Raw genomic sequence first — 15,368 nt, 5'->3', positions numbered from 1 at the left:
GGAGCGTTCCGCTCACCGGCCCCCGGGCCCTTCACATCCGACGAGTGGGAGCCCGGGGAGCGGCGCGACCGGCATCCCACCCGCACTACTCTGACCGGCATGGATCTCCCCGCGTCGCCGCGTCCCGCCCGCCGCCTCGTGCTGGCCTCCCGCTCCCCCGCCCGGCTCTCCCTTTTGCGGCGGGCGGGGATCGACCCCGAGGTGATCGTCAGCGGGGTGGACGAGGAGGCCGTGGAGGCCCCGACACCGGAGGCGCTGGCCCTGGTGCTGGCCGAGGCCAAGGCGGCGGCGGTGGCCGCCCGTCCGGAGGCCGCCGACGCCCTGGTGATCGGCTGCGACTCGGTGCTGGAACTGGACGGCACCGCCTGGGGCAAACCCGCCGACGCCGACACCGCCACCACCCGCTGGAAGGCCATGCGGGGGCGCTCGGGTGTGCTGCGCACGGGCCACTGCCTCATCGACACCGCGTCGGGCGAGCGGGCCTCGGCGGTCGGTTCGACGGTGGTGCGGTTCGGCGAGCCGGACGACGCGGAGATCGCGGCCTACGTGGCGACCGGCGAACCCCTGCACGTCGCGGGGGCGTTCACCCTGGACGGCCCGGGGTCGGCGTTCGTGGAGGGCGTCGACGGGGATCCGGGGAACGTCATCGGTCTGTCCATGCCGCTGTTGCGGCGACTGCTGGGGGAGTTGGGGGTCGGCGTGACCTCCCTGTGGAGGCCCTGATCCCGATCCGCGCACCGGGGCTCCCGCAGGGGTCCGATGGGGAGCACCGGGGCCCGACACGGGGATCCTGAACGATGATCGGGTGAACGCCGGGGGCCGGTGCCACCGACCGCGCCCGTCCGGCGAAAAAGAATCCCCCGACGATTTGTGGTGTCCCCACAACATGCCGGGGTGTCCACGCTCCGGCACGGGGGGAGAGATCCGACACAAGCGGTCCTCGATTCCCTCCCCGGGAGGATGCCGGCGGGCCGCCCACCATGGTGGGATGGGGTTTTCGACCCGCGTACCGGTGGGTGGACACCATCCGTGTGGGGAAGCTCACCTCGATGAGCGCCTCGGCGCCGGGTGTGGCCGGTACCTAAACTCGGCTTGTTCCAAGGAGGGAGCCATCGTGCGCAAGGTGCTCATCGCCAATCGTGGCGAAATCGCCGTCCGGGTCGCCCGTGCGTGCCGGGACGCCGGCATCGCGAGTGTGGCCGTGTACGCCGAGCCCGACCGGGACGCGCTGCACGTGCGCGTCGCGGACGAGGCGTTCGCCCTGGGCGGTGACACCCCGACGGCCAGCTATCTGGACCAGGGCAAGGTCCTGCGGGCGGCGGCGGACGCCGGCGCGGACGCCGTCCACCCCGGATACGGCTTCCTGTCGGAGAACGCCGAGTTCGCGCAGGCGGTGCTCGACGCGGGGCTGACCTGGATCGGCCCGCCCCCGCAGGCCATCCGGGACCTCGGCGACAAGGTCGCCGCCCGGCACATCGCCCAGCGCGCCGGCGCGCCCCTGGTGGCCGGCACCGCCGACCCCGTGGAGGGCGCCGACGAGGTGGTGACCTTCGCGAAGGAGCACGGGCTGCCCATCGCGATCAAGGCGGCCTTCGGCGGCGGCGGTCGGGGCCTGAAGGTGGCCCGATCGCTGGAGGAGGTCGGCGAGCTGTACGAGTCGGCCGTGCGCGAGGCGGTGGCCGCCTTCGGCCGCGGTGAGTGCTTCGTGGAGCGGTACCTGGACCGGCCCCGGCACGTGGAGACCCAGTGCCTGGCGGACTCGCACGGCAATGTGGTGGTCGTCTCCACCCGTGACTGCTCCCTGCAGCGCCGCCACCAGAAGCTGGTCGAGGAGGCCCCCGCGCCGTTCCTGACCGCCGAGCAGAACGCCGAGCTGTACCGCGCCTCCAAGGCCATCCTCAAGGAGGCCGGCTACGTGGGCGCCGGCACCTGTGAGTTCCTGGTGGCCGTCGACGGCACGATCTCCTTCCTGGAGGTCAACACCCGCCTGCAGGTGGAGCACCCGGTCACCGAGGAGGTCACCGGTATCGACCTGGTCCGCGAGCAGCTGCGCATCGCCGACGGCGAGGAGTTGGGCTACGACGACCCGCCCCTGCGCGGCCACTCCATCGAGTTCCGGATCAACGGCGAGGACCCGGGGCGCAACTTCCTGCCCGCTCCCGGCACCGTCACCTCCTTCGAGCCCCCGACCGGCCCGGGCGTGCGCCTGGACACCGGTGTGGAGTCCGGCTCGGTGATCGGCCCGGCCTGGGACTCCCTGCTGGCCAAGCTGATCATCACCGGCGCCACCCGTGAGCAGGCCCTGCGGCGCGCGGCCCGCGCCCTGGGCGAGTTCCGCGTCGAGGGCATGGCCACCGCGCTGCCCTTCCACCGCGCCGTGGTCGCCGACCCCGCCTTCGCTCCCGAGGTCCACGGCTCCGCCGGGCCGTTCACCGCCCACACCCGGTGGATCGAGACCGAGTTCGACAACACCATCGCCCCCTGGACGCCCACCGGCGGCGCCGAGGAGGGCGAGGAGAGCACCCTGCGCGAGACCGTGGTGGTCGAGGTCGGCGGCAAGCGCCTGGAGGTCTCGCTGCCCGCCACCCTCGCCATGCCGCTGGCCCGCGCCGCGGTGGCCGGGGGCGCCAAGCCCACCCGGCGCCGCGCCGGTCGTGCCGCCGCCTCGGCGGTCTCCGGCGACTCCCTGACCTCGCCCATGCAGGGCACCCTGGTCAAGGTCGCGGTGGAGGACGGGCAGCAGGTGGCCGCCGGTGACCTGATCGTGGTGCTGGAGGCGATGAAGATGGAGCAGCCCATCAACGCCCACAAGGCCGGCACCGTCACCAACCTCAAGGCGGAGGTCGGCACCTCGCTGTCCTCCGGAGCCACCATCTGCGACATCAAGGACTGATCCGCGGGCCCCGAGCGGGCGAACCGATCGGCGGGCACGGTGGAACCGGCCCGGGCTCCGGCTCGCGGTCGGCACCGCCGGATCATCCCGACGCACCGGGCCGGGACCTCATCGGGTCCCGGCCTTCGGTGTGTTCACCACCGGGCGGTGCGGATCACTCCCGCCCGGCACGGCCCCGGCACCCCACAGCCCCACGCGCCGGACCCCGACGCCCCGCGCCGCCGACATCCTCGCCCGGCCCGGCACGTCATGGTCCGGCGCGTCACGACCCGACGGGCACGATCCGGCGGGCACGATCCGGCGGGCACGATCCGGCGCCGCCGGTACCCCGCGCCGCCGACATCCTCCGCACGGCTCGACGCCTCATACCCCGCCGGGGCACGCGTCCGCGCCGCCGACGACGCCCTCGCGCGGCCCGGTGGCACCTCCCGCGAGGTCTCCGGGCATCTTCCGGGAAGCACCCGGGTCGGGATCAGGCGCCACCGGGGCGGCGCAGGGTACCGGCGGCGAGGGAGGGCGCGACGGCGGCGGTACGGGGCTGGGGCACGGTCAACCCGTCCCCGACGCCGTGGCGGTCGGGGTGCCGGTCCGGATGGCGCTCACCGAGCCGGTCGGGGTGTCGGTCGGGATGCCGGTCGCCGTGGCGCTCCATCGGTCGGTGCCCGGGCCGGACCGGGGGTCGGCCGGGGACCGCCCCGCGGGACTGCTCGGCCGCACCGGCCACGGAGATCCGCACCCCGTGATCGGCCAGCGCCTCCAACTCGGCCACCGCGCGCCCCTTCTCCGGGGGCGCCTGATCGGTGACCAGATGGGAGATCAGCTCGGTCGGCACGGTCTGGAACATCGTGTCGGTGCCGAGCTTGCCGTGGTCGGCGAGGACCACTACCTCCGCGGCGGCCTGCACGAGCGCCCGATCAACACTGGCGGAGAGCATGTTGGAGGTGGACAGACCGCGCTCGGCGGTGAGGCCGGACCCCGAGATGAACGCCCGGGAGACCCGCAGCCCCTGGAGGGACTGCTCGGCGCCGCTGCCCACCAGGGCGTAGGAGGAACCGCGCAGCGTGCCGCCGGTCATCACCACCTCCACCCGATTGGCGTGGGCCAGGGCCTGGGCGACCAGCAGCGAGTTGGTGACCACGGTCAGCCCGGGGATCCGGGCCAGCCGGCGGGCCAGCTCCTGGGTGGTGACCCCGGCGCCCACCACGATCGCCTCCCCCTCGCCGACCAGCCCCGCCGCGTACTCGGCGATGGCGGTCTTCTCCGGGCTCGCGGCCGGGGAGCGTTGTGGAAAGCCCGCCTCCCGGCCGATGCCCCCCGGCAGCACGGCACCGCCGTGCCTGCGGTCGAGCAGGCCCTCCGCCTCCAGGGCGCGCACGTCCCGGCGGACGGTCACCTCGGAGGTCTGGACGACGCGGGCCAACTCGCGGAGCGACACGGCTCCGTTGGCGCGCACCATTTCAAGAATCATCTGACGACGTTCTGCAGCGAACACAGGACCGACAGTAACGCCAAAGAGCGTGCCTTTTCAGGTGCTTCCGGCAATTTACCGATCCCGGTCCACACGATCACCGTTTCGTGGTACACCCCGGGGGTGAGCCCGTCGCGGAGCGTTCCACGACGGGCGCGACCTGCGCCGTCAGCGGCCCTCGGCCCGGTGTCGGGCCTGCAACTGGCGGGCCGCCTCGGCGATCGAACCCGACAGCGACGGGTACACCGTGAACGCCTTTGCGATCTGATCAACGGTCAGACCGTTGTCCACCGCGACCGAAATCGGATGGATGAGTTCACTCGCTCGGGGGGCGACGACCACACCGCCGACGACGATCCCGGTGCCCTGACGGCAGATCAATTTCACGAAACCGTCCCGGATGCCCTGCATCTTGGCCCGGGCGTTGCGCAGCAGCGGCAGTTTCACCACCCGGGCGTCGATGCGCCCCTCGTCCACATCCGCCTGGGTGCGCCCGATGGTGGCGATCTCCGGATCGGTGAAGATGTTGGCGGAGACCGTCGTGAGGTCCAGCGGCGCCACCGTGTCGCCGAGGAAGTGGTACATCGCGATCCGGCCCTGCATCGCGGCCACCGAGGCGAGCGCGAAGACGCCGGTGCAGTCCCCCGCCGCGTACACGCCGGGGGCGGTGGTGCGCGAGACCCGGTCGGTGACGATGTGCCCGGAGTCCCTCAGCCGGACCCCGGCCTCCTCCAGACCCATGTCGGCGGTGTTCGGGACGGCGCCGACCGCCATCAGGCAGTGGGTGCCGGAGATGGTGCGGCCGTCGGAGAGGGTGACCTCGACCCGATCGCCGTCGGCGCCGTCGGAGACCCGCTTCGCGGCGGCGGCCCGGGAGCGCGCCATCACGTTCATCCCGCGCCGGCGGAAGACGTCCTCCAGCACGGCGGCGGCGTCCGGGTCCTCGCCGGGCAGCACGCGGTCCCGGGAGGAGATGAGGGTGACCCGCGAACCGAGCGCCTGGTAGGCGCCGGCGAATTCGGCGCCGGTCACGCCGGAGCCGACCACGATGAGTTCCTCGGGGAGTTCCTCCATGTCGTAGACCTGCGTCCAGTTGAGGATGCGCTCCCCGTCCGGGCGGGCGTCGGCCAGCTCCCGGGGGTGACCGCCGGTGGCGACGAGGACGGCGTCGGCGACCAGCTCACGGCTCTCGCCCTCGAGGTCGGCGACCGTGACGCGGCGGGAGCCGTCGGGTGCCTGATCCGGCTCCAGCCGGCCGCGTCCGCGCAGCACGCGGACCCCGGCGCGGGTGACGGAGGCGGTGATGTCGTGCGACTGCGCCAGCGCCAGCCGCTTGACGCGTCGGTTGACCTTGCCCAGGTCGGCGCCGATCATCCGGCGTCGGTTCCCCCCGGGGTCGCCCCCGGCCTCCCGCCCGCCGTCGAGCACGATGCCCAGCTCCGCGTGGGAGGAATCGAAGGTCGTCATGACCTCGGCGGTCGCGATCAGGGTCTTGGAGGGGACGCAGTCGGTGAGGACGGACGCCCCACCGAGGCCGTCCCGATCGACCACGGTCACCTCCGCCCCGAGTTGCGCCGCCACCAAGGCGGCCTCGTATCCGCCGGGTCCACCACCGATGATCACGATCCGAGTCACATGCTCCAGTGTCCCGCACCGTCTCCGTGATCTCCCGTCGGGGCCCGCCGACGGGCTTCGACCGGTGGTCGGCGGCCCGGGGAGACGCCCCACCCACCTCTTCCCTCCCCTGCGCCCCGTCCCCCTTCACGGGCCCCACCCGCCCCGATGGAACGGGATTCGGACCCCGTGCCCCTCCCGCGGGGTCACCGCCCGCACACGCCCCGTACGCGCCACGGGTCCCGGAGTGGCGGCACGGTCCACGGGGCGCGACACTACGGCGGACCGGGACCCCCCTCCCGTACTCTCGGGTCCATGTCGCTCTACGCCGCCTACGCCGGCAATCTCGATCCCCGCCTGATGGCGCGGCGTGCGCCCCACTCCCCCCTGCGCTGCACGGGATGGCTGTCGGACTGGCGGCTGACCTTCGGCGGGGAACACATGGGGTGGGAGGGGGCGCTGGCCACCGTCGTGGAGGCCCCGCGCGCCCAGGTCTTCGTCGCGCTGTACGACATCGCGCCCATGGACGAGGACGCCATGGACCGCTGGGAGGGCGTCGGGATGGACGTCTACCGGCGGATGCGGGTGCGGGTGCACACCCTGGAGGGTGACCTGCCGGCCTGGCTGTACGTGCTCAACGGCTACGAGGGCGGTCTGCCCTCCGCGCGCTACCTCGGTGAGGTCGCGGACGCGGCCGAGTCGGCGGGCGCGCCCCACGACTACGTGACCGAGCTGCGCAAACGCCCCTGCTGATCCCCTTCCCGCGGGCCGTCGCCCCGGCTCGCCCCGCGCGGCGGAGGAGCCCCGGCGGTGTTCCGGTGACGTTGCGGGCCCTCCAGGGGCACCTCCAGGGGCATCGATCCGGTGACGTCCCCCCGGGCGGTCTACGCGCGTAGGCGAAAAACCGTTACCCTCCCCTCGTGAACGCTTCCGAAATTGTGGGCAGGGCCGAGGAGGCCGCGGGCCGGGTGCGCGAACTGACCGGGGTCGCCGGCCACGACGTCGCCCTCGTCATGGGCTCGGGCTGGGTACCCGCCGCGGATGCCCTGGGCACCCCCGACGCGGAGTTCCCCGTCACCGAGTTGCCGGGCTTCCCGCCCCCGTCCGTCGCCGGGCACGCCGGGTTGGTGCGCTCGCACCGCATCGGCTCCGTCCGGGTACTGGTCTTCCTCGGGCGCACCCACTTCTACGAGGGCAGAGACGTCGCCGCCGTGGCACACGGGGTGCGCACCGCGGTGGCCGCCGGGTGCAAGACCGTGATCCTCACCAACGGCTGCGGCGGTCTGCGGCCCGGGATGCGCCCCGGCCAACCGGTGCTCATCTCCGACCACATCAACCTCACCGGCACCTCCCCCGTGGTGGGCGCCAACTTCGTCGACCTCACCGATCTCTACGCGAGCAGGCTGCGGGCGCTGTGCCGGGAGATCGAGCCCGACCTCGAGGAGGGCGTCTACGTCCAGGTCCCCGGGCCGCACTACGAGACGCCGGCCGAGATCGGGATGGTGCGGGCCATCGGCGGCGACCTGGTCGGCATGTCCACCGTGCTGGAGGCCATCGCCGCCCGCGAGGCGGGGGCGGAGGTGCTGGGCATCTCCCTGGTGACCAACCTGGCCGCCGGGATCACCGGGGAACCCCTCAACCACGAGGAGGTCCTGCGGGCCGGCCGGGAATCGGCGGTGCGGATGGGCAGCCTCCTGGCGCGCGTGCTGGAGCGGCTGTGAACGCGGCGACCGTCGGGGCCGGAGCCCCCGATCCCCTGGCCGCCGCCCGGGCCTGGCTCGCCGAGGACCCCGATCCGGGGACCCGCGCCGAACTGGCCGAGCTGATCGGGGCCGCCGGTGACGAGGCGACCGACGGGGCCGCGGCGGGTGGGGGGACCGGCCCGACGGCCCGCGCGGAGCTGGCCGCCCGCTTCTCGGGGACCCTGGAGTTCGGCACCGCCGGCCTGCGCGGCGAGCTGGGCGCCGGGCCGATGCGCATGAACCGCGCGGTGGTCATCCGCGCCGCGGCCGGACTGGCCGCGTACCTGCGCGACCGGGCCGGGAAGGGTTCCGGGGGCGCGGAGGGCGCCGACACCGCGGGGAACGCCGGCGACACGGGGCCCGCCGGGGCCACGGACGCCCGGCCCGTCGTCGTCATCGGCCGGGACGCCCGCCACATGAGCGAGCGATTCGCCCTGGACACCGCCGCCGTGGTCACCGGCGCCGGCCTGCGGGCGGTGCTGCTGCCCCGGCCGCTGCCCACGCCGGTGCTGGCCTTCGCCGTCCGCCGGCTGGGGGCCGCCGCCGGCGTCATGGTGACCGCCAGCCACAACCCGCCCCGGGACAACGGCTACAAGGTGTACCTCGGGGACGGCAGCCAGATCGTGCCGCCGGCCGACGCCGACATCGCGGCCCGCATCGCGGCGGTCGGTCCCCTGGCCGGGGTCCCCCGGCCCGAGGGCACGGGCGAGATCCTCGGCGAGGAGATCATCGAGGCCTACCTGGAGCGGGCCGGCTCCGTCACGGCTCCCGACTCGCCACGCGGGATCCGGACGGTGTACACCCCCCTGCACGGCGTGGGCGGGCCGCTGGTCGTCGAGGCGTTCCGGCGAGCCGGCTTCCCCGAGCCGGTGGTGGTGGCCGAACAGGCCGAGCCGGACCCGGATTTCCCCACCGTGGCGTTCCCCAACCCGGAGGAACCGGGGGCGATGGACCTGGCGTTCGCCACCGCCCGGCGGGAACGACCGGACCTGGTCATCGCCTCCGACCCGGACGCCGACCGGTGCGCGGTGGCCGTGCCCGACGCCTCCCGGGAGGAGGCGTGGCGGATGCTGCGCGGCGACGAGGTCGGCGCGCTGCTGGCCGCCCACCTGATCCGGCGGGGCGCGACCGGGACGTTCGCCGCCTCGGTCGTCTCCTCCTCGCTGGTGGAACGGATGGCCCGGGCGGCGGGCCTCCCCTTCCGGTACACCCTGACCGGGTTCAAGTGGCTCTCCCGGGTGGAGGGACTGCGCTACGGATACGAGGAGGCGCTGGGGTACTGCGTGGACCCCGAGGGGGTGCGCGACAAGGACGGCGTCACGGCGGCGCTGGCGATCGCGGAGCTGGCGAGCGGGTTGAGGGAGGCGGGGCGTGGGGTGACCGACCTCCTCGACGACCTCGCGCTCGAGCACGGCCTGCACACCACCGACCAGTTGTCGGTGCGGGTGGCCGACCTCTCGCTGATCGGCGCCGCCATGACGCGGCTGCGGGAGACGCCGCCGGTGTCCCTCGCCGGCGCTCCGGTGACCCGGGCGGCCGACCTGCGGGACGGGGTGGACGGGCTGCCGCCCACCGACGGCCTGCGGTACGACCTGGCGGACGGGCGGATCATCGTCCGCCCCAGCGGCACCGAGCCGAAGTTGAAGTGCTACCTGGAGGTCGTGGTGCCGGTCACCGACCGGGAGGGACTGCCCGCCGCCCGCGCGGAGGCGGTCCGCCGGTTGGCGGCGCTGCGGAGCGACCTGGCGGAGGCCGCCGGGTTGTGAGCCGTCCGGCTTCCCGGGGTGGGGCGGGCCCGGGCCCGATCCCGGGAGGCCGGCGGTTCGGCGGTTCGGCGGTTCGGCGATGGACGCGGTTTCGTCGGTGGCGGCCGTCCACCGGATCCCCGGAGCCCCTGGCGCACCCCCGGGGCTCCGGTAGGACGCGCCGGCACCGCCGCGCGAAGCCCTCTTCGCACGGCCCCCCGAGGGCCCACCGGCGCACCCGGCCGGTCGGAACGGACGCGGGCCCGACCCCGTCCGAAGGGGGCTTCGCACCCGGGCCGGACGGAGCGGCCCGGCGAAACGGGCCCCGCGACCGTCAGCCGGTGATCCAGAGGACCAGCAGGAGCAGGGCGCCGAAGGCGGCGGGCGCCATGATCTCCCGGGCCCAGCGGACGGTGACCGTTCCGGCGGCCTCCGGATCCTCGCGACGGCGCTCGGCGAGCTCGCGCAGCTCCGCGATCGAGGCGTCGGCGGGCGCGGTGCGGGGCTGGTTGTCCTGCGGCACCGAGGGCCCGCGCAGGGTTCCCATCAGGCCCCCGCGCGGCTCCTCCCCGGCGGCGAGCCGCTGGTTGTGGCGGGTGGCCTTGCCCCGCTCCCGGAGCGAGACCGGGATCGCCCACAGCTGGTAGACCGCGCCCCCGGCCAGCAGTTCCGCCGAGTAGCGGGCCCGGACGCCCTCCACCGCTCCCCACGGGGCGTGGATGGTGCGGAAGGGGTTGCGCACCAGGACGCGGTCGTCGCCGGCGAGGACCACCGGACGGACGGTGAAGGCGACGATCAACGGCACCACCGTCAACAACCCCGCGAGGGCGAACAACGGCACCCGCCCCTCGCCGCGCAGCAGGGCGTCACCACCCATCCAGACGGCCAGGCCGAGCAACAGAACCCCACCGGCGATCGCCGCCCCGGAACGGTAACTGCGGTCTGCGTACTCCTGCGGCTCACTGGTCATGGCCCGATTCTGCCCGACCCCCCCATCGACCCGGCGGGTCGGCTCCGCCGAGCGGCCCGCCCGGCGGGGAATCGCGGACCGACCCCGTGCCGGCCCGGGGCCGCCCACGGTCCCACTCCCCCGCCACGGACGGGACGCCGGCCGAAGGGCACCCCGCCGGGGAACGGGCGAACCGGCCCCGCCCGGGGGATGACAGGTCGCTACGCGCGTAGATATGCTCCTCTGGTGACCATGTCCTCCACGCCCTCCGCACCGGCCACCGCCCCGCCCCCGGAGGCGTCCGCCCGGCTCCCGGCGACCGACCGGACCGCCCTCGCCGACGCGACCGCCTCCGACACCGCCCTGCGCCGCTTCCTGCACGGCCTGCCGGGCGTCGACGCCGTGGGCCTGGAGGCCCGCGCCGCCGCCCTGCGCACCCGTTCCGTCAAGACCTCCGCCAAGGCGTACGCCATCGACCTGGCGATCTCGATGATCGACCTCACCACCCTGGAGGGCGCGGACACGCCCGGCCGGGTGCGGTCGCTGTGCGCGAAGGCGCTGCGCCCCGATCCGTCCGACCCCTCGGTACCCCGGGTCGCGGCGGTCTGTGTCTACCCCGACCTCGTCGAGGAGGCCCGGGCGGTGGTGGCCGGCTCCGGGGTGGCGGTCGCCTCCGTGTCCACCGCGTTCCCCGCCGGCCGGGCCCCGCTGGCGGTCCGGTTGGCCGACACCCGGGAAGCGGTGGCCGCCGGTGCCGACGAGATCGACATGGTGATCGACCGGGGCGCCTTCCTCTCCGGCCGCTACCTGAAGGTCTTCGAGGACATTCGCGCCGTGAAGGAGGCCTGCGCCCGTCCGGACGGGCCGGACGCACACCTGAAGGTGATCCTGGAGAACGGTGAGCTGGCCACGTACGACAACATCCGCCGCGCCTCCTGGCTGGCGATGCTGGCGGGCGCCGACTTCATCAAGACCTCCACCGGCAAGGTGGCGGTCAACGCCACCCCCGCCAACACCCTGCTGATGCTGCAGGCGGTCCGCGACTTCCGCGCCGTCGGCGGTCGCATGGTCGGCCTGAAGCCGGCCGGCGGCATCCGGAGCACCAAGGACGCCATCGGCCACCTGGTGGCGGTCAACGAGACCGCCGGTCCCGACTGGTTGACCGCGGAGTGGTTCCGCTTCGGCGCCTCGAGCCTGCTGAACGACCTGCTGATGCAGCGTCGCAAACTGCGCACCGGACGCTACTCCGGTTCCGACGACGTGACGGTGGACTGACCCGAGATGACAGCCAAGAAGAAGCACGCCGGGAACGGGATGGCGGAGAGCGCGGCGGCCGGGCCGTCGCTCCCCTCTCCGGGCCCCGCGCCGGCCTCCCCTTTCGAGTACGCCCCCGCCCCCGAGTCCCGCTCGGTGGTGGAGATCCCCTCCTCGCAGGGCCTGTTCATCGACGGGGACTTCCGGGAGGCCGCCGACGGCCGCACCCTGAAGTCCCTCTCCCCCTCCACCGAGGAGGTGCTGTGCGAGGTCGCGCACGGCGGCGGGGAGGATGTGGCGGAGGCGGTGCGGGCGGCCCGCGCGGCCTTCCCCGCCTGGTCGGCGCTGCCCGGCTCCCGGCGCGCGGCGTACCTGTTCCGCGTCGCGCGGCTGATCCAGGAGCGCTCCCGCGAACTGGCGGTGCTGGAGACCCTCGACAACGGCAAGCCGATCCGGGAGACCCGGGACGTGGACCTGCCCCTGGTGGCGGCCCACTTCTTCTACTACGCCGGGTGGGCCGACAAGTTGGCGCACGCCGGGTTCGGTCCGAACCCGCGCGCGTTGGGCGTGGCCGCGCAGGTCATCCCGTGGAACTTCCCGCTGCTCATGCTGGCGTGGAAGGTGGCGCCGGCCCTGGCGGCGGGCAACACGGTGGTACTCAAGCCCGCCGAGACCACCCCGCTGGGCGCGCTGTTCTTCGCCGACATCTGCCGGCAGGCCGGGTTGCCCGCCGGCGTGGTCAACATCGTCACCGGTGACGGTACGACCGGCGCCGCGCTGGTCTCCCACCCCGACGTGAACAAGGTGGCCTTCACCGGCTCCACCGCCGTGGGTCGGGAGATCGCCCGGACGGTCGCCGGCACCGACAAGCGGCTCACCCTGGAACTGGGCGGCAAGGGTGCCAACATCGTCTTCGACGACGCCCCGATCGACCAGGCGGTGGAGGGGATCGTCGGCGGCATCTGGTTCAACCAGGGCCAGGTGTGCTGCGCCGGCAGCCGACTGTTGGTCCAGGAGTCGATCCACGACGAGTTGATGGAGGCGCTGCGGGCCCGCGTCACCACGCTGCGGGTGGGTGACCCGATGGACAAGAACACCGACATCGGCGCCATCAACTCCCCCGAGCAGTTGGCCCGGATCACCGAGCTGACCGAGGCGGGCGAGGAGGAGGGCGCGCACCGGTGGTCGCCGCCGTGCGAGCTGCCCGACAAGGGCTGGTGGTTCCCGCCGACCGTCTTCACGGGCGTGAGCCAGACCCACCGGATCGCCCGGGAGGAGATCTTCGGGCCCGTGCTGTCGGTGCTCACCTTCCGCACCCCGGACGAGGCGGTGGCCAAGGCGAACAACACCACCTACGGCCTGTCCGCCGGGATCTGGACCGAGAAGGGTTCGCGGATCCTGGAGATCGCCGGCCGGCTGCGCGCCGGCGTGGTGTGGGCCAACACGTTCAACAAGTTCGACCCCACCTCGCCGTTCGGCGGCTACCGGGAGTCGGGATACGGCCGCGAGGGCGGTCGCCACGGTCTGGAGGCGTACCTCGATGTCCAGGGCTGAGTCCAAGGGGAAGTCCGGGAGCGACAAGCGGGGGAACCCCGCGAAGGGTTCCGGGGCCGGGAGTGCCACGACCGCGAAGGCCGAGCCGGAGGGGCACGACGGGGACGCCGGCCGCCCGGCCGTGCTCAAGACGTACAAGCTCTTCGTCGGTGGGAAGTTCCCCCGCTCCGAGAGCGGACGGGTGTACCAGGTGACGGATCCGGACGGGGCCTGGCTGGCCAACCCCCCGCTGTCCTCCCGCAAGGACGCGCGGGACGCGGTGGTCGCGGCGCGCAAGGCGTTCGCCGGCTGGTCGGGGGCGACCGCCTACAACCGCGGCCAGGTGCTGTACCGGGTCGCCGAGATGCTGGAGGGTCGGCGGGAGCAGTTCGCCGCCGAGGTCGCCCGGGCCGAGGGCCTGTCCCGGCGTCGGGCCGTCGAGCAGGTGGAGGCGGCCGTCGACCGCTGGGTGTGGTACGCCGGTTGGGCGGACAAGCTGACCCAGGTGGTGGGCGGCGCCAACCCGGTGGCCGGGCCGTACTTCAACCTGTCGGTGCCCGAGCCGACGGGCGTGGTGGCGGTGTTCGCACCGGCCGGTTCCTCCCTGCTGGGCGTGGTCTCGGTGTTGGCACCGGTGCTCGTGGGCGGCAACACGGCGGTGCTGGTGGCCGATGAGCGGGCGCCGCTGCCCGCCCTCTCGCTGGCGGAGGTGCTGGCCACCTCGGACGTGCCGGGGGGCGTGGTCAACGTCCTCTCCGGGCGGGCCGGGGAGTTGGGCCCGCCGCTGGCCGCGCACCGGGACGTGAACGCGATCGACCTGACCGGTGTCGGCGACGCCGACCTGGCGACGGAGCTGGAGCGGGAGGCGGCGGAGAACCTCAAGCGCGTGGTGCGGCCGGTCCGTTCCGCCGACGGGACCGTCGGGCCGCCGGCCGACGTGGTCGGGGAGGGCGACCCGGGCACGGCCCGGATGACACCGTTCCTGGAGATCAAGACGGTCTGGCACCCGATGGGTGTGTGACCGCGCGCCGGGGGCGGGTACGTCGGGGTTTCCCGGGGTGCCCGCCCCCGGTACGTCCCGTCGGCCTGCCGCCCCTCGTTCCGGGGAGCGAGGGGCGGCAGGCCGGGGCGCCGGACGACCGGGAGGCCCCGCCGTCGTCCCCGGGAACCCCGGAACCCCCGGGAACGTGGTGAACGGCACCCGACCCGGGGATGAACACCGCCGCCCCGTCCGGGACAATGGTGTCCCGTGACCGACCTCGCACCGGGGCCGAGCCGGCCCGTCGCCGCCACGGCCCCCGCGCCGATCCCCGCTCCCGGTACGGTGCCCGCGCCGGCGCGACCGGCCCCCGTGTCCCCGTCGGCGCGGACGACCCCGCGTCCCCGGTCCACGGCGCGCGTGGTGCTGTTGACCGGCCCCTCCGGAGCCGGCAAGTCCCGGCTCGCCGCCGAGAGCGGCCTGCCCGTGCTGCGGCTCGACGACTTCTACCGCGACGGCGACGACCCGGTCCTGCCCCGGCTGCCCGGCGGGGCCGTGGACTGGGACCACCCCGGTTCCTGGGACGCCGAGGCCGCCGTGACGGCGCTGCGCGAGCTGTGCGTCCGGGGCCGGACCCGGACGCCGGTCTACGACATCGGGCTCAGCGCCCGCACCGGCGAGCGGGAGTTCGCCCTGGACGGCGCGGCGTGCGTGATCGCCGAGGGCATCTTCGCGGCCGAACTGGTCGCCGCCTGCGCGCGGGAGGGCATCCTCGCCGACGCGCTGTGTCTGCGGAACCGCCCCTCGACCACCTTCCGCCGCCGACTGCTGCGCGACGTGCGGCAGAGCCGCAAGCCGCTGCCCTTCCTGCTGCGGCGCGGCTGGGCACTGTGGCGGGCGGAGGCCGGGATCGTGCGCGGGCAGGAGCGGTTGGGCGCGCGACCGTGCGGTCGTGACGAGGCGCTGCGCCGGATCGTCGACGCCTCCGGTGTCGTCGGTGTGTCCGCCGACGCGCCGGGGCCCGGAGCCCGCTGACGGACGACCGGGCACGATCCCACCCGGCTCGGGGGCGGTCGGGCCCGGTCGCCCGTCAGCGGGGGCCGGAACGAACGGACGCGGGGTCCGGCCGACCCCCCGGTCGGACCGAACCCCGCGCGTTGCCCCCGTTCCCCCGTGCCCCCTCCCCTCGGG

General features: G+C 74.5%; 12 protein-coding genes. 9 read left to right on the top strand and 3 right to left on the bottom strand.

The genetic code is table 11. From position 1 onward, the window contains the following. Positions 1–99: 99 nt before the first annotated feature. Both LZF96_RS25785 and LZF96_RS25780 read left to right on the top strand, forming a co-directional pair. Positions 100–723, top strand: coding sequence for a nucleoside triphosphate pyrophosphatase (locus LZF96_RS25785; protein ID WP_233877196.1), 624 nt, complete (start codon positions 100–102; stop codon positions 721–723). A 391-nt stretch (positions 724–1,114) separates the two neighbouring features. Next, entirely contained in the window at positions 1,115–2,893 is a 1,779-nt protein-coding gene (locus tag LZF96_RS25780) for a biotin carboxylase N-terminal domain-containing protein (protein WP_233877186.1), read from the top strand. Positions 2,894–3,365: 472 nt separating this feature from the next. Here the strand turns inward: LZF96_RS25780 and LZF96_RS25775 are convergent, their stop codons facing one another. Both LZF96_RS25775 and LZF96_RS25770 read right to left on the bottom strand, forming a co-directional pair. Continuing rightward, entirely contained in the window at positions 3,366–4,349 is a 984-nt protein-coding gene (locus LZF96_RS25775) for a DeoR/GlpR family DNA-binding transcription regulator (protein ID WP_233877194.1), read from the bottom strand. A 180-nt stretch (positions 4,350–4,529) separates the two neighbouring features. Next, positions 4,530–6,005 (bottom strand): NAD(P)H-quinone dehydrogenase, encoded by a 1,476-nt coding sequence (locus tag LZF96_RS25770; protein WP_233877192.1) that lies wholly within the window; start codon positions 6,003–6,005, stop codon positions 4,530–4,532. A gap of 285 nt (positions 6,006–6,290) precedes the next feature. On the opposite strand from LZF96_RS25770, the gene LZF96_RS25765 reads away from it, so the two are divergent. The 3 genes from LZF96_RS25765 to LZF96_RS25755 all read left to right on the top strand — a co-directional run bounded on the left by LZF96_RS25765 (position 6,291) and on the right by LZF96_RS25755 (position 9,483). Further along, complete coding sequence (locus LZF96_RS25765; RefSeq protein ID WP_233877184.1) at positions 6,291–6,728, top strand: gamma-glutamylcyclotransferase; 438 nt, start codon at positions 6,291–6,293, stop codon at positions 6,726–6,728. Positions 6,729–6,895: 167 nt separating this feature from the next. After that, the gene (locus tag LZF96_RS25760) at positions 6,896–7,696 is read left to right on the top strand and encodes a purine-nucleoside phosphorylase (protein ID WP_233877182.1); all 801 of its coding nucleotides are present in this window, start codon (positions 6,896–6,898) and stop codon (positions 7,694–7,696) included. Next, positions 7,693–9,483: a phospho-sugar mutase gene (locus LZF96_RS25755; protein ID WP_233877180.1), complete on the top strand. Its 1,791-nt coding sequence runs from the start codon at positions 7,693–7,695 to the stop codon at positions 9,481–9,483. The genes LZF96_RS25760 and LZF96_RS25755 overlap by 4 nt, the downstream gene beginning before the upstream one ends. A 313-nt stretch (positions 9,484–9,796) precedes the next feature. Here the strand turns inward: LZF96_RS25755 and LZF96_RS25750 are convergent, their stop codons facing one another. Beyond that, positions 9,797–10,432 carry a PH domain-containing protein gene (locus LZF96_RS25750; RefSeq protein ID WP_233877178.1) on the bottom strand — a complete coding sequence of 212 codons (636 nt, stop codon included), beginning with the start codon at positions 10,430–10,432 and terminating at the stop codon, positions 9,797–9,799. 231 nt (positions 10,433–10,663) lie between these two features. Between LZF96_RS25750 and deoC the strand changes: the two genes are divergently transcribed. The 4 genes from deoC to LZF96_RS25730 all read left to right on the top strand — a co-directional run bounded on the left by deoC (position 10,664) and on the right by LZF96_RS25730 (position 15,212). Continuing rightward, the gene (gene deoC, locus LZF96_RS25745) at positions 10,664–11,686 is read left to right on the top strand and encodes a deoxyribose-phosphate aldolase (protein WP_374203334.1); all 1,023 of its coding nucleotides are present in this window, start codon (positions 10,664–10,666) and stop codon (positions 11,684–11,686) included. A gap of 39 nt (positions 11,687–11,725) precedes the next feature. Continuing rightward, complete coding sequence (locus LZF96_RS25740) at positions 11,726–13,219, top strand: aldehyde dehydrogenase family protein (RefSeq protein WP_233877190.1); 1,494 nt, start codon at positions 11,726–11,728, stop codon at positions 13,217–13,219. After that, positions 13,206–14,219 carry an aldehyde dehydrogenase gene (locus tag LZF96_RS25735; RefSeq protein WP_233877174.1) on the top strand — a complete coding sequence of 338 codons (1,014 nt, stop codon included), beginning with the start codon at positions 13,206–13,208 and terminating at the stop codon, positions 14,217–14,219. The genes LZF96_RS25740 and LZF96_RS25735 overlap by 14 nt, the downstream gene beginning before the upstream one ends. A 378-nt stretch (positions 14,220–14,597) precedes the next feature. Next, positions 14,598–15,212 (top strand): uridine kinase, encoded by a 615-nt coding sequence (locus LZF96_RS25730; protein ID WP_374203333.1) that lies wholly within the window; start codon positions 14,598–14,600, stop codon positions 15,210–15,212. The last annotated feature ends 156 nt before the right edge of the window (positions 15,213–15,368 follow it).

Source organism: Streptomyces sp. ST2-7A (assembly GCF_021390475.1).
GTDB lineage: Bacteria > Actinomycetota > Actinomycetes > Streptomycetales > Streptomycetaceae > Streptomyces.
The sequence above is the reverse complement of the archived record's forward strand: the minus strand, read 5'-3'. Positions and strand labels throughout refer to the sequence as shown.